An 18064-nucleotide genomic window follows, 5' to 3' on the forward strand; every position below is an offset into this window, starting at 1 on the left:
ATTTCTATTCTTAAATTTAAATAATGACGCAAGTAGACGTGCTTCTGGGCCTGCAATGGGGCGATGAAGGCAAGGGAAAAATTGTTGATGTTCTAAGTCCGCAATATGATTTGATAGCTCGTTTTCAAGGCGGTCCGAATGCCGGACATACTTTAGAGTTTGATGGCAAAAAATTTGTTTTAAATACCATTCCATCAGGTATTTTCAATGAAAAAACAATGAACTTAATTGGAAATGGTGTGGTTATTGACCCTATCATTCTAAAAAGAGAGTTAGACAACCTTAAAGCAGCTGGCCATGATCCTGTAGCAAAAGGGAAATTGGTGATTGCCCGTAAAGCACATTTAATTCTGCCAACACACCAGTTACTGGATGCGGCAAATGAACAAAAAATGGGCAAGGACAAAATCGGCTCTACGTTAAAAGGTATTGGCCCGACTTATATGGACAAAACCGGACGTAACGGATTAAGAGTTGGTGATACTACCCTTCCTGATTTCAAAGACCGTTACAACAAACTGGTTGAGAAACATAAAGAGATGCTTTCTCATTATAATTTTGAATATGATTTGACAGAAAGAGAAGCTGCATTTTTTGAAGCGATCGAATTCCTGAAAAGCATTCCTCATGTAGATAGTGAGCATTATGTAAATGGATTCCTTAAAGAAGGAAAGACAGTATTGGCAGAAGGTGCACAGGGAACACTATTGGACGTAGATTTCGGATCTTATCCATTTGTGACCTCTTCAAACACCACTACCGCTGGCGCTTGTACAGGTTTAGGAATTGCTCCTAACAGAATCGGCCATGTATATGGTATTTTTAAAGCTTATTGTACCCGTGTTGGTGGTGGACCTTTCCCTACTGAACTGGACAATGAAGTTGGAGAAAACCTTCGTCAGGTTGGTCATGAGTTCGGTGCAACTACCGGTCGTGCCCGTCGTTGCGGATGGATTGATCTACCTGCATTAAAATATGCGATCATGTTAAACGGCGTTACTGAGCTGATCATGATGAAAGCAGATGTACTGGACGGTTTTGATACCATCTATGCCTGTACGCATTATGAGCACAATGGTGAAACCATTGACTATATGCCATACGACATCATTACAGTAAAACCTACTCCGGTATTAAAAGCGATTGAAGGTTGGAAAACAGATGTAACTAAAGTAAATAAAGTAGCAGAAATTCCTGCGAAACTTGCAGACTATATCGCTTTCTTAGAGAAAGAGTTAGCAGTACCTGTAAAATATCTTTCAGTTGGACCAGACAGGGTTCAGACTTTAGAATTGAACTAGAATGTTATTTCTAATATAGAAGGTGGCCGATGGCCGCCTTTTTTTGGTTTATAAAACCAGGGTTCAGCCCATTATTTTTTTAACTTTGTCCTCAAATGAGTCACCCGGATATATCGTTATTTAAAAGCAAGGCACTTCAATGGGCCAACTCCTTTGACATCTGCTGTTGCCTGGATTCCAACAGCTACAGCGATCCCTTTGGAAAGTTTGATTTTGTAATTGCTGCCGGAGCGACACAAGTTTTGAATGCACCGATAGGACAGGCTTTTGACGCGCTGCGATCCTTCTATAACTTGCATAAAACCTGGATGTTCGGATTATTCAGTTATGATCTGAAAAATGAAGAAGAGCAATTGTACTCCAGAAATCCGGATGCCCTCCATTTTCCTGACCTCTTCTTCTTTGTTCCTCAATACCTAATCACCATAAAAGATGGTCAGATCGCAGTAATACTTGGGGACGGGGACGTACTTAAAGAAATCATTCAAACGGAACTGGTTATTCCAGTGCCTGCAAAAGCACTGAACATTCAACACAAGCTCGATAAAGCAGCCTACTTAAAAAAAATATCGGAGTTACAGCGGCACATCAACAGGGGTGATATTTATGAAGTTACTTATTGTCAGGAGTTCTTTGCAGAACATGCAGAAATAGATCCTTTAGCCATATTTAACCAGCTCAATACGCTTTCACCCACCCCATTTGCGGGATATTTTAAATTTCAGGATCAATATATCCTTTCTGCCAGCCCGGAGCGTTTCCTATGCAAGCGCGAAGGCAAACTCATCTCCCAGCCCGTCAAGGGCACAGCCAGAAGACATCCGGACGCCATTGCCGATGAACAGGTCAGACAGGAGCTGAGCAAAAATGGAAAGGAACAGGCAGAAAATGTAATGATCGTAGACCTCGTTAGAAATGACCTGACTAAGAGTGCCATAAAGGGCAGTGTAAAAGTGGAAGAGTTATTCGGCATTTATAGTTTCCCTCAAGTCCATCAGATGATCTCAACCATCAGCTGTGAGTTGAAGCCTGAATTACATTTCATTGATGCCATCAAAAACACCTTCCCAATGGGCTCCATGACCGGTGCGCCTAAAATCAGGGCTATGGAATTGATTGAATCTCATGAATTGAGTAAACGTGGGGCTTATTCAGGCTCCATTGGATACATCAGTCCGGAAGCCGAGTTTGATTTTAACGTCATCATCCGCAGCATCCTGTACCAGGAAACAGAAAAATATTTATCCTTCCAGGTTGGAGGTGCCATCACCTATGCCTCAAGTCCTGAGGGGGAATATGAAGAATGCATGGTCAAAGCTTCCGCAATTATCCAGACATTAGCCCAATAAAAAAGGCCGCTATTTGCTAACGGCCTTCTTCTGAATTGATTTTAAACTACCTGATTGGTTTCCCCGTTGTAGAGTTATAATATCTTTGTGCCTGTGGTAAAAGTCTTTGAATCTGCGCTATACGTGTTGCATCTGCAGGGTGTGTACTCAAAAATTCAGGTGGTTTTTGAGATCCTTTACTGGCATTCGCCATGCGTTGCCAAAAAGTAACTGCTGTTGCAGGATCATATCCGGCAATGGCCATAAAGGTAAGTCCTAAATTATCTGCTTCCAGCTCTTGCTTTCTCGAATTGGGCAACAATACAAAACCTTGCGCACCTAATCCATAAGCCTGACTAATCATCTCCTGAGTACCGCTTGATTTACCGGCGGTAGCTACACCTATGATCCCACTGCCCGCTTGTGCCAAGGCAGCTTGCGAAGCGCGTTCTGAAGAGTGCTGTGCAATCGCATGGGCAATTTCGTGTCCCATTACAGTTGCCAATCCGGCATCGTCTTTTGCCACCGGCAAAAGTCCGGTATAAACCGCTACCTTACCACCCGGCATGCACCAGGCATTTACTTCTTTGCTATCGATCAGGTTAAATTCCCAGGCGAAGCCCTGAATCTGACTTGCATAACCATTTGCATTCATGTATTTTGTGATTGCGGCCTGAATTTTCTGACCTACACGCTTTACCCTTTGGGCATCTGCATTATTAAGGACTTTAGTTCCCGGATCTCTCAGCATTTTGCTGTATTCCAGTGAGGCTGCACCCCTCATTTCACTTTCACTGATTAAACTCAGCCTGCTACGCCCGGTTAAAGGAACTGTGGAGCAGGAGGATATCGAAAACATCGCTGCCGCAGCAATGACCATTAAATTTAAAGCTTTCATGAATTTTTCGTTTTAGTTGTTTTTCTTCTTAAACAGATAAACTTTAGATTCTTTGCCTTTGAGGAGTCGCTCCAGATTTTTCTGGTGAGTTACCAGGATAAGGATACATACGCACATTCCGTATAAAACCTCCGATTTTACCGAAGAATGAAATAGGAATACTATGCTCAATGGGAAGGTAAAACCTGCACATATAGAGCCAAGGGAAACGTATTTAGTGGCCAATAGGACGACTACAAAGACAAGAACGCAAAGCATCGCTGCAGGAAAGTTAACTGCCAAAATCATTCCAAAAAGTGTAGCGACCCCCTTTCCGCCTCGAAATCCGGCGAATATAGGGAATAAATGCCCCATCACAGCGGTAACTCCCAATGCAAGCTCGTAATTAATAAACTGAGAAGAGTTCTGAGGACCGGTAACGGATAGACCTATAAAGTAGGCAAGTTTGGTTGCAGTGTAACCTTTGGCAATATCTATGATCATTACGGCGAGGCCTGCACGTTTTCCAAGGACCCTGAAAGTGTTCGTTGCTCCTGCATTTCCACTTCCGTATTCCCTGACGTCGACACCATAAAATGCTTGTCCTAGCCATACCGCTGTCGGTATAGACCCAAATAGATATGCTAAAATTACTGCTGATATAGAATAGACCGAAATCATTAACTACAATTATAGTAAAAAAACAGAATCAAATTCTGATGAATTATGGTTTTTAGCATGCCTTTAAGCTCATGTCTAAACTTTTGACAGAATGGGTTAAAGCACCCATAGATATAAAATCTACTCCACATGCTGCATATTCGACTACATTTTCTTCAGTGATTCCACCGGAAGCTTCTGTCACAAATCTGCCATCAATGAGGGCTACAGCTGCTTTCAAATCAGCGAAGCTAAAGTTATCGAGCATGATTCTGTCGACACCTCTGGTAGTTAAAACATCGTTTAGCTCTGAAAGGTTTCTCACTTCGATTTCTATCTGCAGCTCTTTTCCTTTATCTGCCAGGTATTGGTTTGCTGCCTCAATCGCATTAGAGATCCCACCGGCATAATCTACGTGGTTATCTTTGATGAGGATCATATCATATAAACCAATGCGGTGGTTTACCCCACCACCAATACGAACGGCCCATTTCTCCAGGTATCTCAGACCCGGCGTAGTTTTACGTGTATCTAATAATTTAGTAGGGTAAGCAGTAAGCAGGCCAACGATGCGGTTTGTTTTTGTGGCAATCCCACTCATCCGCTGCATACAGTTTAAAACCAGACGCTCTGCTAATAAAATGGAATGTGTGCTTCCGGAAACCGTCAGTGCTATGTCGCCATATTTAACTTCCGAACCATCAGTGATCATCACTTCTGTTACCAGTTTCGCATCTATATAATTGAAAATTTCCACCGCAAGCTCTACACCTGCAATGATCCCATCCTCTTTAATCAGCAACTTTGCTTTGCCTTGTGCATTGGCTGGAATGGTTGAAAGTGAAGTATGATCTCCATCGCCTAAATCTTCGGCAACAGCGTTCTTTATAAATTGATCTATGATTTGCTTATCCAAAACTTATAATTAAACCCAAAAATAGCATTTTTACTATTATTTATCCGGCTCTATTCTTAATTCTGTAATAAAAAAAGCATTGTTAGACTTTTTCATCGTTATAGAAACCCTGAATTTTCCGTTCTTGGTGTGTAAAGAAAGGATGCCAAACCTAAAATTAGGATTTGCATTAATGAGGTGAATAACCGAAGATTTTACGGGTGGGTATTTGGTGAAAAAATTCCTTAAAATTTGTTCAGCCTGTGCTTTAGAGTAGACATCCTCTTCATCAATTATGATTAATTCGACAGAAGAAGAGAAATATCCCGCAACATCTTTAGAACTTCCGCTCTTAAAGTAAGTCGATAAGTTATCGATAATATCGCTTTGCGTAGCAATAGAAGAGGAAAGGGAGGTAAACAGGATCGTCAAAAAAAGTAAGGGCTTCATATTCTCTATATGGCTAATGTATCACCTGCACATAAATTATGCCATTAATGGTGCCTAAAAAAAACAAAGATACTACAGAGGAATTACAATTTGACTCAAAAAACACACACAATAGGTTTATATTTGTTAGATATTAAAAAGCAATTCACTGATGAATCACAAAAAATTAGTCCTACTTATCCTTGATGGCTGGGGATATGGAAAACAAGACAGTTCCGATGCTGCATATGCCGCCAATACTCCTTTCTTTGACTCTTTAATTAAAAACTACCCGAACTCCAAACTGGAGGCTTCCGGTGAAGCAGTGGGTTTGCCTGCAGGACAAATGGGCAATTCAGAAGTTGGCCATATGAATTTAGGTGCAGGAAGGGTAGTTTACCAGGAATTAGGCAGGATTAATAAAGCGATTACAGATAGGACGCTTCATCAGAATGAAGTGTTGCTGGATGCTTTCAATTACGCTAAACAAAATAATAAGGCAGTTCATTTCATTGGATTGGTTTCTGATGGAGGGGTACATGCCCATATCAGTCACCTGAAAGCCTTATGTGATGCGGCTACTGAACAGGGCTTAAAAGATGTATTTGTTCATGCTTTCCTTGATGGCAGAGATACAGATCCGAATTCAGGATTAAATTTCATCAAAGACCTTGATCATCATCTGGAAAGCAGTAATGCAAAGATTGCCAGTTTAATCGGCCGTTACTACGCGATGGACAGGGATTCACGTTGGGAAAGGGTAAAACTGGCTTATGATCTTTTAACTAAAGGTATTGGGCAGGCGACAAGCAATGCAGCAATGGCGATTGAGCAGTCCTATAGTGAAGGCATTACAGATGAGTTTATCAAACCAATTGTTTTAACTCAGGCGGATGGCAGTCCGGTAGCAACGATCCAACCGGATGACGTGGTGATCTGTTTCAATTACAGAACAGACAGAGGCCGGGAGATTACGGCTGTACTTAGTCAGCATGATTATCCAGATTTCCAGATGCACAAGTTGCCATTGTATTATGTGACAATGACGACTTATGATGAGAACTTCGAAAATGTAAAGGTAATCTTCACTAAGGATGACCTTTCTGAAACACTGGGTGAAGTCTTAGAGAAAAACCATAAAAATCAGATCCGTATTGCGGAGACCGAAAAATATCCACACGTTACTTTCTTCTTCTCTGGAGGAAGGGAAGCAGTGTTTGAAAATGAGAAAAGGATTCTGATCCCTTCACCAAAGGTGGCCACGTACGACCTGCAACCGGAAATGAGTGCTGCAGGAATCACCGAAGCGATCAGTAAAGAACTGGAAAGCGGCTGGGCAGATTTCGTTTGTCTGAATTTTGCAAATCCCGATATGGTAGGCCATACCGGTGTTTTCGAAGCTGTAGTTAAAGCGGTAGAGACTGCGGATAGCTGCGCGGAAATTGTGGTCAACAAAGGGATTGAAAACGGATATTCTTTTATCATTCTTGCGGATCACGGAAATTCAGAATACATGCTGAATGCGGATGGCTCTGTAAATACTGCGCATACCACGAACCTGGTTCCCTGCATTTTGATAGACAATGACTATAAAACTGTAGCCGACGGAAAACTTGGCGATATTGCTCCTACTATTTTAAAGATATTAGGCATTCCGACACCGGCTATTATGACTGGTAATTGCCTGGTATAATGAGATACAATCATTTATTATGTGGCTTTCTTTTGTTACTGTGCTATAGCTGTGGGGACCCCACAGTAGCCGGGCAAAAGAATGCCCATACTTATTTTAACCTTAAAGGGTATATTGAACAGGAGAGCGGCAGGTTAGGCCGCTCAAATCCCACTGTTCAAAAGACTGTAATGGTTAATGATTCTTCAGAAAGTAAGGAGATCAAAATCCAGGACTGGAAGAAAGAGTTATCGGTCTTTTCTGATGCAGACATGAACAGGGCTGCATGGAAAGGTTTGTTCCAGGTAAAAAAATCCGGGGAGCAGGAAGTATATACTTCTGACCATAAAAAGGTGCCAGTGAAGGAAGTGGTCATCATCCGACGAAATGGTCAGCTGTATGGCCTTCAGATATTCATCCGAAATTCCAATACACTGTATACCTCAGCTGATACGCTCAGCTACTATCCTGACAGTTTATATGAGGTAAAGAAAACTCAGAACATCAGGCTCCTTTCCACCAAGAATTACCGGATCACCGGAAAATTTAAATAGGCCGGAATTCTTCCGGCTTCCAGCTAGACCTTATTTATTGCAACCTCCTTTTATCCAGTTCAGTAGCTAACTGAATAAAAGGCAGGTATGGCATGATAATAGGCCTATTATCAGAGATAGATATCGCTTTTCTTAGCGTTCAAATGCCTGGCAAGCCTGAGAACGTGTCTTTTATGATTTACAACGAACTGGTTTAACAATTTCCCGATATCTGTTTAAACAGATATCGGGAAATATATTCCTCATTTAATGGATTCATATCAGCGGTATATATTAAAGTCATTGAAATAGATCTCAAAAAAATGGGAGGAGTGAAATTATACTGGAAAAAATATAGGAAAGCAATTGAACATGTTATTCCGGTGGAAAATCAGTTTACACTCTTCCGGATTAGCTCCTGGCGGGTCGTTTTATTCAGGAATACAATTACATATTGTCTTCCTGTAAGCCTGATTGGACTGGTTCTTTTTCTGATCCGTGAATTCATGACGGGGAAGATATTTCTCCCTGTATTTATGGTTATTGTTGTGATATTGCTTATGGGCTTTGTAATAAATAGAAAAATTGAACTGGATTATAGAATGGTCATTGTGGTCATTCTCCTTTATCTTATTGCCTTAATTTACCTGATTTTTGTAGGTTCTGATGGCCCCGGGGCGCTTTATTTATTGATCATCACCTTTTTTACGGCGATGATTTTTCCACCAAAAGCAACCTATATTCCATTGGTCATTAATACCTTGATCTGTATTGGAATTGGCCTGGTTATTAAATTTGATATCTTCCCCACCCCACTCTCAGACACCTATGACCTTACCTTGTGGATTGCGTATTCTGTAAACCTGATTTTCGTCAGTTTTGTAAGCGTCCTTATGATCAGCAGTATCCTGAATGGATTTGAGAAGACCAGAATAAAGGAAGTGATGTTGTTAAAAAAACTGGACGCCTCCGAACGGTATTACCGGAATGTTTTTGATTCCAACCCAGTCCCTATGTACATTTTTGAACTAAATACGGGCAATTTCTTAAAGGTAAATGATGCCGCGGTTAAAAAGTACGGATATACTAAGGAGGAATTTCTATCGATGAACATCACGAACATCAGGCCGACTTCAGAAATCAGCAAACTGATGGACATCTTTAGTACGATTAAAACCCGCACCTATTCCGGCATATTGACGCACATGAGTAAGGATGGAAAGTCTTTTCCGGTAGAAATAGATACCAATATTGTCAGTTTAGATGGTGTTGACGCAAGGTTAGTGTTGGCAACAGATGTATCTAAACGTGTCAATTATGTACGTATGATTGAGAAACAAAATCAGGATTTCAAAAACATTGCCTGGATTCAAAGTCATAAGGTACGCGCCCCGTTAACAAATATCATGAGCCTGACAGAGATGATGCTTCAAAATCCACACGGAGATCATATCGATTTACTATACATGCTTAAAGAATCCACGATGCAATTAAATGAAACCATTGAGTCTATCGTTCATCAGGCGGAGGAAAATCAAATCCCGCCGGAATAAACAGGGCTAAACAAGAATTATTAAACAAAAAACACAAGGATTAACGAACCAATAAATATATTCCAATGAAAAAATTTTATCTGATAGATGACGACTCTATATTCGTTTTTTTGACCAGAAAAACATTACAGGTTGCCAATCTAAGTACCGACCTCACCGTCTTTGAAGACGGGCAAAAAGCTTTATTAGACTTAGAGTTGAGCGTAAATCAGCCTGGGCTATTACCTGACATTATATTTCTGGATCTCAATATGCCGGTATTGGACGGCTGGGGCTTTCTGGATAAATATCAGCAACTGGCACCGCTGATGAGCAAAAAGATCGCCATTTACATCGTATCTTCTTCCATTTCTCCTTCAGAACTGGAACGTTCACAGGGAATTCCTGTGGTTACCGATTTTCTGACCAAGCCATTAAGCCGTTCGAAGTTTGTAGAAATCTTTGAAGAAGCATAAATAAAAAAGGGTTGCTTTTGTATAAACAAAAGCAACCCTTTTTTCTGATGTCAGAATTTCTTTATTTTAAACTCGAGATCTGTGCTTTGACATAATCGATTAAAGAAATGATGTCTTTACGCAAAGGCTGAACAACCAATACCTTTTGAAAATCGGCAATTGAATTGTTGAATAAAGCGACTACAGCAGCCTTTTCAGTGGATTTCTTGATCTTATAAGATTTATAGATTCCATAATCCTTATAGGCCAGTGCCCTGTTCTGCAACAATTGGGTATCTTCTTCCCCATTTAATTCAATTGCTTTGGTAAAATCCTTAATTGCAGATTGGTAGAAATTATCCCTCATTTGACTTAAGGATTCTTTAGGATCATTAGCGATATTCTGTCTGGCCTTACCCCTGTAGTAATAGGCAGAATAATCTGAGGGTTTCAAAACAATTAAACGGCTATAAGTCGCGATTGAATTTTCGAAATCCCCACACTGAAAATAAGAATACCCTAACATCTTCAACACGTTTGCATTATTAGGGCTTTTTGTATCTGCCTTTTCTAATTGTCCTACAGCACCTTTATAATCGCCTTTCATCATGGCCTGCATGCCCAGTTTATCGTAACCGCTATTCTGTGCGACACTGATCTGAGTAGAAAAGACAAATAACAATAAGATGGTTTGCTTGAAATAGTTCATTAAGTTTTATTTAAAAAAAATAAATATATTTAGATTTAGTTCAATACCCTAATAAAATCTACAAAACGTGTTTATCAGGGTTATTGGGATAAAGATATTTGTAGGCAACTATCATACCATTTACAAATATTCCTTTTAAACGCTAAATAAATGAAAATATGATGAGGGGAGAAATTATTGTTTTTTTATCCGAAGAAACAGCAGACAATCAGACCTGTTTTTAAGCGGTGAAGGAAATAGCCCTGACTTTTTAACAGGGAAAAGAAGGTATCACTGTTTTGGCACAAGAGTTGAAAATATGGATAGTTCAATATAATTAATAATTTCGTAAACGACATGCTGTCAGATTGTCGTTTTTATTTTAGAAAGACTTACTTAAATGAGTAAACAAGATCATTTTGATTTTAGCAATGCACTACCCATCATAAATGAAGATACAGAGTTCTTTCCCTTGATGTCTCAACAAGACGAAGATGAAATGAATAATGAAGAGACTCCCGAGATACTAGCGATTCTTCCATTAAGGAATACCGTACTATTTCCGGGAGTAGTCATTCCGATTACTGTTGGCAGGGATAAATCCATAAAACTTATAAAAGAGGCATACAAAGGTGATAAGATCATTGGCGTTGTTTCTCAGCGCGATGTTTCCATCGAAGATCCCACGTTTGAGCAATTGAACAGTGTAGGAACCGTGGCCCACATCATCAAGATGCTGCAGATGCCTGATGGAAACACGACCGTGATCATTCAGGGAAAACAGCGTTTCCGCTTAATTGAAGAAGTTCAGTCTGAACCTTATATTAAAGTGACCATCAGCAAGTTTGAAGAAGGCAAACACAAGGCAGACAAAGAATTTAAGGCGATGGTAGCTTCGATTAAGGAGATGTCTTCCCAGATCATTCAGTTGTCACCAAATATTCCAAGTGAAGCGGGAATCGCATTGAAGAACATTGAAAGCACTTCATTTCTGATCAATTTCATCTCTTCAAATATGAATGCTGATGTTTCTGATAAGCAAAAGATGCTGGAAATGACCAATCAGCGCGAACGGGCAATGATGGTGATGGAATTGTTAACCTTGGAACTTCAAATGCTGGAGTTAAAGAATCAGATTCAATCTAAAGTTCGGACTGATCTCGACAAACAACAAAGGGATTATTTTCTGAATCAGCAATTAAAAACCATTCAGGAAGAACTGGGTGGCAATTCATCTGATCTTGAATATGAAGCTTTACAGATTCGTGCCAAGAAGAAAAAATGGTCCGATCCGGTAAAAGAACATTTCAATAAAGAACTGGATAAACTGGGAAGAATGAACCCTGCTGCGCCTGATTATTCGGTACAGATCAACTATCTGGAGCTCTTGTTAGACCTTCCATGGAATGACTTTACTAAGGATAATTTTGACCTGAAACGTGCACAACGCGTATTAGATAAGGATCATTTTGGCTTAGAGAAAGTGAAACAACGTATTATAGAATACCTGGCTGTGCTGAAGCTGAAACGCGATATGAAGGCACCTATCATTTGTCTGGTAGGCCCTCCGGGAGTTGGTAAAACTTCATTGGGAAAATCTATCGCAAAAGCACTGAACCGTAAATATGTACGGATGGCATTAGGAGGTATCAGAGATGAAGCTGAAATTCGCGGCCATAGAAAAACATATATTGGAGCAATGCCGGGCCGTATTATTCAGTCCATTAAAAAGGCCGGAGCAGCCAACCCTGTATTTGTACTGGATGAAATTGACAAAGTAGGTTCTGATTTTAGAGGTGACCCCTCTTCTGCATTGTTGGAAGTTTTAGACCCTGAACAAAACAGCGCTTTTAATGACCATTATGTGGAGGCAGACTATGATCTTTCCAATGTACTTTTTATTGCGACAGCAAATTCACTAAGCAGCATCCAGCCGGCATTATTAGACCGTATGGAGATCATTGAAGTGAACGGTTATACGATAGAGGAAAAAATTGAGATCGCAAAGAAATACCTGTTGCCTAAGCAAAAGGAACAACATGGGATCAAAACAAAAGACATCAATCTGAAAAGCACTTTAATTGAGAAAGTGATTGAAGACTATACCAGAGAATCTGGTGTTCGTGGTTTAGAGAAAAAGATAGGCTCTTTAGTCCGCGGTGTAGCCACTAAAATTGCTATGGAAGAAGGCTATGAACCGAACCTGACCATCGAGGATGTGGAACGCATTTTAGGTGCACCGATTTACGACAAAGACCTTTACGAAGGAAATGAAGTTGCCGGTGTAGTTACAGGACTTGCCTGGACACAGGTAGGTGGTGATATTCTGTTCATTGAAGCCAGCTTAAGTCCTGGTAAAGGAAAGTTAACGCTGACAGGTAACCTGGGCGAAGTGATGAAAGAGTCGGCAGTTATTGCATTGGCTTACCTCCGCGCTCATGCAGACTTGTTTAACATCGACTATGCCTTGTTTGACAATTGGGATATCCATGTGCACGTTCCTGCGGGAGCAACGCCAAAAGATGGACCATCTGCGGGGATCACGATGCTGACTGCATTAACTTCCGCTTTTACCCAGCGTAAAGTAAAATCGAACCTGGCAATGACGGGTGAGATCACTTTAAGGGGGAAAGTACTACCTGTGGGAGGAATTAAGGAGAAAATTCTGGCAGCAAAACGTGCCAACATTAAAGACATCATTTTATGTAAATCCAATAGAAAGGATATTCTGGAGATCAAGGAAAGCTATATCAAAGATTTAAACTTCCATTATGTTTCTGAAATGAAAGAAGTGATTGAACTGGCCTTAACAAAGGAAAAAGTGAAAAATGCACAAGACCTTAGTGTAAAAATTAAGCCGATTGCAAACTAAGTTGTTTTTTCTTAATATTGCGCCACCAAACAAACAAAAATGAGAAAATTAACATTAGTTTTTAGTCTGCTGTTAGTGGGGCTAAGTGTACAGTCCCTTTTCGCACAGGAAAGCACCACACCTGCACCTGTTACTGCAAGGGCACAAAACATTTTTATTGAACTTGGTGGTCAGGGTTTAACTTTTACGGCGAACTATGACTCCCGTTTTTTCAATAAGAGAGATGGTTTAGGCGGTAGAGCCGGTATTGGTTACTTTTCCGTTGATGGAGATAAAGTGACTACTGTTCCGCTTTCCTTAAACTATCTCCTTGGAAAAGGAAACAAATTCTTTGAATTAGGACTTGGTGCAACGTATATTTCTACAAGTGGCAATGCTGAGGTGCTTTTCAACAAAAATGAGAGTAATGTAGTGGGAACAATGAGTTTCTTCTACCGGGTTCAACCGGAAGACAGTGGTTTCGCTTTCCGTATAGGTTTAAGTCCTGTGTTCAGCAAAGACTTCTTTCTACCTTATTACGGTGGTCTAAGTCTTGGCTATACTTTTTAAGAATAAAAAATACGATATTCAACTCCGGCAAATCTGCCGGAGTTTTTTTTTAGAAAAATAATAATGAAAGCATTAAGTAAAGTACTCCTCTCCTTCTCCCTGACCTATCTGCTTGCTGTAAATCCAGCTGATGCACAAACCTTTAAGAATGAGTTTGGCTTTAGCAGCGATAACGATTCCTATTTACTTCAGGGCTCAGATAAATATTACACCAATGGTTTGTTTATTAATTTCCGTCATGCTTTAGATCAGCAAAAGCTCAGCGAAAAGCTGGAAAAGAAAACTTATGAAATTGCTGTTGGTCAAAAGATGTACAATCCTTACTCAGGTTCGGCACCGGACCCGGCAAAGCAAGACCGCCCTTTTGCAGGATATCTGTACGCTGAAGGAGCCGTAAACTGGTTTTATAAGAATGAAAGTATCTTAAAAACTGGTGTACAAATTGGTGTAACTGGTCCGGCATCCCTGGCAGAAAAAGGACAGGAACTTCTGCACAATACTGTTGGCTTCTATAAGCTTGAGGGTTGGGACTATCAGATTAAAGAAGAAATGCAAGTTAATCTTTCCGCAAAATACACCCGCTTACTACACCGTTTTGACAACAAGGCCGCAGATTTCTCCTTTGAGGGCTATGCAAATGTAGGAACCACCTTTAGCGGTGCCGGTGCCGGCATTTTATTCAGAACCGGCCGAATTAACCAGCTTTTTAATTCAAGTTACACCAATTCGATGATCGGAAATAATTCAAAGACGAAAGGATTGGTGAATAGCGAACTGTTCTTCTACGCCAAACCGCAGCTTAACTTTGTGGCTTACGATGCGACAATACAAGGGAGTATATTTAATGATAAAAGTCCGGTAACCTTTGGGGTAAAACCAGTAGTTTTTGCACAACAGCTAGGGTTCAATTACAGCAGTCAGCGTTTTACCTTTGATTTTGGCATGCTGTTTAAGACTAAAGAAGTAAAGAGTAGCGCCAAAGCCCACCAGTATGGTACGATCAGTATGTTTTACCGGTTCAATTAATAGGGGCATGATTTAGTCAATAGAGGGACGTTTACGGAATTCCTTTTTTGCGGATACAGACTGTTTATCTGCCAGTCTTTTTCTAATCACAGATTTAGGGGTTTTCGTAGGCTTTCTTTTTTTCTGAACGTGCAATGCTGATTTGAGCAGGGCAATCAATTTAAGGATCGTACGCTCTTTATTCATTAGCTGGCTTCTATCTTCCTGCGACACGATATGCAGTTTTCCTTCCTGATCTAAACGATGGGCAAGCCGTTCATGTAAAAGTACGCGCTCTTCTTCCGTAAAAATCCCGGCAGAATCGATATGGAGGATCAGCTCCACTTTACTGGAAACCTTGTTTACATTCTGACCACCTTTCCCACCACTACGTGATGTTTTAAAGGTCACTACTTTAACGATATCTTCTTTAACAGGTAACATAGCTGCAAAAGTAATAAAGAAAACCGGGGACAAATAAAAAATGATTTAAAACAATTCCATAAAATATTACCTTTGCCCTATATGAGAAAAAACCTTGTAGTAGCTATAGATGGCTATTCATCTTGTGGAAAGAGTACATTGGCGAAAGCATTAGCAAAAAAACTAGGTTTCATTTATATAGACAGCGGTGCGATGTACCGCGCAGTAACGCTTTATTTCATTCGCAATCATGTAGACATGACGGATACCGAAGCGGTCAAAGATGCGCTTCAGCATATTGAACTGAATTTCCATTCCAGGGATTACCAGTCGCACATCACTTTAAACGGAGAGGAAGTTTCGGATGAAATCAGGCAAATGCCGGTTTCTGAAAATGTAAGTGAAGTTGCTGCAAACAAGTTTGTCCGCAAAGACATGGTGAAACAACAACAACGCATGGGAAAATCGAAAAATATCGTCATGGATGGTCGTGATATCGGCACTACTGTATTCCCGGATGCACAGATTAAATTCTTCATGACCGCAGATCCAAAGGTTCGTGCAGAACGTCGTTTTAAAGAATTGCAAAGCAAGGGAGATGTCACAACCACTATGGAAGATGTTTTTGAAAACATTGCACACCGTGATTATTTAGATACGACCCGTGTAGAAAGTCCGCTAACCAGAGCAGAAGATGCAGTCATCTTAGACAATACGGAAATTACAGAGCAGGAACAACTTGATTTTGCAATTGAACAAGTGAAGCTCCACTTTCCGGAATAAGTATTTTTTCCCGACAACTGTTTCCTTTTCTACACAAACCATACGCAACATAAGACGCTTAGGTCGAGAAGCTTGTCTATACATTACATTTTAAGGTATTCGGTAAATTCTACCATTCCTGGTATTTCTTTTTTTCTACACAAGCCCTTCATCGTTGTATTTTTGTCAATATTCAGTTACAAAAGGACTGCTCGGCCAAACATTACATTTCGATGTTTTAAGTAAAAAATACGATTGATACTTTTGTTTAACAATTTTGTCAAACTCAAAAGTCTATGTCTACCCGAGATACAGGTACAGAACAATTAATTAAAGATACAGCCAAACATCTATTTTTTGCTGAGGGCAAATTACACGCCACCACACAAGAAATTGCAGATGCAGCTGGAGTAAATCGTACGCTGGTGAACTACTATTTCCGTTCCCGAGACATTCTTTTCGACCAGGTTTTAGATGAGGCGCAGGAAGGCTTCTCCAGTACATTGGATGCGGTATTCAAATCCAGCATGCCTTTCAGGGAAAAAATCAGGAATCTGATTCATGTATTTATTAATGAAACAACGAAATACCCTTATCGTCAGCTCTTCATTATCACAGAAATGAACAGAGATAACGTGATTAATGCCAAGAGATCCAAGGCAAAAGAAGTGAAGCTATTTCTAGCTGAAATACAAGCGGAAATGGACCAGGGAAACGTCCGGAAAATGGAACCTAAGCAGTTCATTATGAACCTTTTTTCCCTGATGGCGCATCCCCTGCTTACTGCTCCCTTGAATCAAGCTCTTTTTGGCATGAATGATGACGAATACGCAAAACTAATGGAAGAAAGAAAAGAATTAATTTTTGAAACCATTTTCCGATAAATAAAGCAAACCCTCCAATATCCATAACAATGAAACATTCCATTCAATCACTATTATTACTTCCAGCAGTACTGATCCTTAGTTCCTGCGGAGGTGGTGCCCCTCAAAAAGGCGGCGCACCTGGCGATCAGGTCAAAGAATTTAAAGTATTAGAACTTCAGCCCCGCGTAGCGGTATTGAATACAGATTATCCAGCCAGCGTTCAGGGACAGGAAAACATAGAAATCAGACCTAGAGTAGATGGGTATGTAGAGAAGATTTATGTCGATGAAGGTTCTGTAGTCAAGAAAGGACAACTGCTCTTTAAAATCAACGCTCCTCAATATGAGCAGGAAGTACGCACCGCTACTGCAAGCATTAAAAGTGCAGAGGCAGAAGTAAGTTCCGCGAATATGGCGGTAAATAAAGTAAAACCGCTGGTAGAGAAAGATATCGTTAGCAAATACGAGCTGGAATCTGCTCAATATACCTATCAGGCAAAAGTCGCTGCATTGGCACAAGCTAAAGCGGCCCTTTCCAATGCCAGAACAAATCTTGGTTATACTTCGGTAACGAGTCCGGTAAACGGAGTTGTTGGTGCAATTCCTTTCCGTTTGGGAAGTTTGGTGAGCGGTAATAATGCAGAGCCTTTAACGACCGTATCCAGCATTGGGAATGTATATGCTTACTTCGCATTTAATGAAAAACTATTGTTAAACTTCTCCAAAGAAGGCGAAGGTAGCAACCTGGCGCAGAAGCTGGCAAAGTTACCACCGGTTTCTTTGTTACTTTCTGACGGTACTTTATATGAGCTGAAAGGACGCATTCAGACCATCACCGGACAAATCAATACGGCAACAGGATCTGCAAATGTACGTGCGACTTTCCCCAACCCTAAAGGACTCATCCGCAGTGGGGCAAGTGCAACCGTAAGGATTCCTAATGAAATCAAAGAAGGTTTACTTATCCCTCAGAGTGCGACTTACGAATTACAGGACAAACGTTTTGCAGTGGTAGTAGACAAAGATGGTAAAACCAAAGGTGTGGCCATTACTGTATTACAAAACACTGCCGGTAACTTCTTTGTCATCCAGGATGGATTAAAAGCTGGCGACAGGATTGTCCTGGAAGGAGTAGCTACACTTAAAGATGGCACACCAATCAAAGCAACTGCGGCAAGCGCAGAAACTGTTTACGCAGACCTAAAATAAGAAACAGAT

18 protein-coding genes are annotated in these 18064 nt (G+C 40.5%); 12 read left to right on the forward strand and 6 right to left on the reverse strand.

Annotated features, from left to right (window positions below; translation table 11 throughout):
* Positions 1–23 precede the first annotated feature (23 nt).
* A complete protein-coding gene (locus AAFF35_RS23790) occupies positions 24–1301 on the forward strand; it encodes an adenylosuccinate synthase (RefSeq protein WP_074606778.1) in 1278 nt (425 codons plus the stop codon).
* Between the two features lie 95 nt (positions 1302–1396).
* Positions 1397–2650: an anthranilate synthase component I family protein gene (locus tag AAFF35_RS23795; RefSeq protein WP_342329059.1), complete on the forward strand. Its 1254-nt coding sequence runs from the start codon at positions 1397–1399 to the stop codon at positions 2648–2650.
* Positions 2651–2696: 46 nt separating this feature from the next.
* Here the strand turns inward: AAFF35_RS23795 and AAFF35_RS23800 are convergent, their stop codons facing one another.
* The 4 genes from AAFF35_RS23800 to AAFF35_RS23815 are packed head-to-tail and all read right to left on the reverse strand — an operon-like array spanning position 2697 to position 5511.
* Entirely contained in the window at positions 2697–3527 is an 831-nt protein-coding gene (locus tag AAFF35_RS23800; RefSeq protein ID WP_342329060.1) for a M48 family metallopeptidase, read from the reverse strand.
* A 12-nt stretch (positions 3528–3539) separates the two neighbouring features.
* A complete protein-coding gene (plsY, locus tag AAFF35_RS23805; RefSeq protein ID WP_342329061.1) occupies positions 3540–4187 on the reverse strand; it encodes a glycerol-3-phosphate 1-O-acyltransferase PlsY in 648 nt (215 codons plus the stop codon).
* Between the two features lie 52 nt (positions 4188–4239).
* A complete protein-coding gene (gene nadC, locus AAFF35_RS23810; RefSeq protein WP_342329062.1) occupies positions 4240–5082 on the reverse strand; it encodes a carboxylating nicotinate-nucleotide diphosphorylase in 843 nt (280 codons plus the stop codon).
* 36 nt (positions 5083–5118) lie between these two features.
* Positions 5119–5511 (reverse strand): DUF4783 domain-containing protein, encoded by a 393-nt coding sequence (locus tag AAFF35_RS23815; protein ID WP_124584747.1) that lies wholly within the window; start codon positions 5509–5511, stop codon positions 5119–5121.
* A 151-nt stretch (positions 5512–5662) separates the two neighbouring features.
* Here AAFF35_RS23815 and gpmI point away from each other — a divergent pair, with 151 nt between their 5' ends.
* The 4 genes from gpmI (at position 5663) to AAFF35_RS23835 (ending at position 9703) form a co-directional block, all read left to right on the forward strand.
* The gene (gpmI, locus tag AAFF35_RS23820) at positions 5663–7183 is read left to right on the forward strand and encodes a 2,3-bisphosphoglycerate-independent phosphoglycerate mutase (protein WP_342329063.1); all 1521 of its coding nucleotides are present in this window, start codon (positions 5663–5665) and stop codon (positions 7181–7183) included.
* Positions 7183–7716 carry a hypothetical protein gene (locus AAFF35_RS23825; RefSeq protein ID WP_342329064.1) on the forward strand — a complete coding sequence of 178 codons (534 nt, stop codon included), beginning with the start codon at positions 7183–7185 and terminating at the stop codon, positions 7714–7716. Before gpmI ends, AAFF35_RS23825 begins: the two co-directional genes overlap by 1 nt.
* Before the next feature lie 311 nt (positions 7717–8027).
* Positions 8028–9248 (forward strand): PAS domain S-box protein, encoded by a 1221-nt coding sequence (locus AAFF35_RS23830; RefSeq protein WP_342329065.1) that lies wholly within the window; start codon positions 8028–8030, stop codon positions 9246–9248.
* Positions 9249–9313: 65 nt separating this feature from the next.
* Positions 9314–9703 carry a response regulator gene (locus tag AAFF35_RS23835; protein ID WP_342329066.1) on the forward strand — a complete coding sequence of 130 codons (390 nt, stop codon included), beginning with the start codon at positions 9314–9316 and terminating at the stop codon, positions 9701–9703.
* Positions 9704–9764: 61 nt separating this feature from the next.
* On the opposite strand, the gene AAFF35_RS23840 is transcribed toward AAFF35_RS23835, so the two are convergent.
* Positions 9765–10391 (reverse strand): tetratricopeptide repeat protein, encoded by a 627-nt coding sequence (locus AAFF35_RS23840; RefSeq protein WP_342329067.1) that lies wholly within the window; start codon positions 10389–10391, stop codon positions 9765–9767.
* Between the two features lie 379 nt (positions 10392–10770).
* Between AAFF35_RS23840 and lon the strand changes: the two genes are divergently transcribed.
* The 3 genes from lon to AAFF35_RS23855 all read left to right on the forward strand — a co-directional run bounded on the left by lon (position 10771) and on the right by AAFF35_RS23855 (position 14817).
* Entirely contained in the window at positions 10771–13242 is a 2472-nt protein-coding gene (gene lon / locus AAFF35_RS23845) for an endopeptidase La (protein ID WP_342329068.1), read from the forward strand.
* A 39-nt stretch (positions 13243–13281) separates the two neighbouring features.
* A complete protein-coding gene (locus AAFF35_RS23850) occupies positions 13282–13791 on the forward strand; it encodes a hypothetical protein (protein WP_342329069.1) in 510 nt (169 codons plus the stop codon).
* A gap of 63 nt (positions 13792–13854) precedes the next feature.
* Positions 13855–14817, forward strand: a complete 963-nt coding sequence (locus tag AAFF35_RS23855) for a lipid A deacylase LpxR family protein (protein ID WP_342329070.1) — start codon at positions 13855–13857, stop codon at positions 14815–14817.
* Positions 14818–14829: 12 nt separating this feature from the next.
* Here the strand turns inward: AAFF35_RS23855 and arfB are convergent, their stop codons facing one another.
* On the reverse strand, positions 14830–15240 hold the full coding sequence (arfB, locus tag AAFF35_RS23860) for an alternative ribosome rescue aminoacyl-tRNA hydrolase ArfB (RefSeq protein WP_342329071.1): 411 nt from the start codon (positions 15238–15240) through the stop codon (positions 14830–14832).
* A gap of 81 nt (positions 15241–15321) precedes the next feature.
* On the opposite strand from arfB, the gene cmk reads away from it, so the two are divergent.
* From cmk to AAFF35_RS23875, 3 genes are all read left to right on the forward strand, one after another.
* A complete protein-coding gene (cmk, locus tag AAFF35_RS23865) occupies positions 15322–16002 on the forward strand; it encodes a (d)CMP kinase (protein ID WP_342329072.1) in 681 nt (226 codons plus the stop codon).
* A gap of 275 nt (positions 16003–16277) precedes the next feature.
* Entirely contained in the window at positions 16278–16865 is a 588-nt protein-coding gene (locus tag AAFF35_RS23870) for a TetR/AcrR family transcriptional regulator (protein ID WP_342329073.1), read from the forward strand.
* A 29-nt stretch (positions 16866–16894) separates the two neighbouring features.
* Entirely contained in the window at positions 16895–18055 is a 1161-nt protein-coding gene (locus AAFF35_RS23875; RefSeq protein WP_342329074.1) for an efflux RND transporter periplasmic adaptor subunit, read from the forward strand.
* Positions 18056–18064: the final 9 nt, after the last annotated feature.

It is taken from the genome of Pedobacter sp. FW305-3-2-15-E-R2A2 (assembly GCF_038446955.1).
In the GTDB taxonomy this organism is placed as follows: domain Bacteria; phylum Bacteroidota; class Bacteroidia; order Sphingobacteriales; family Sphingobacteriaceae; genus Pedobacter.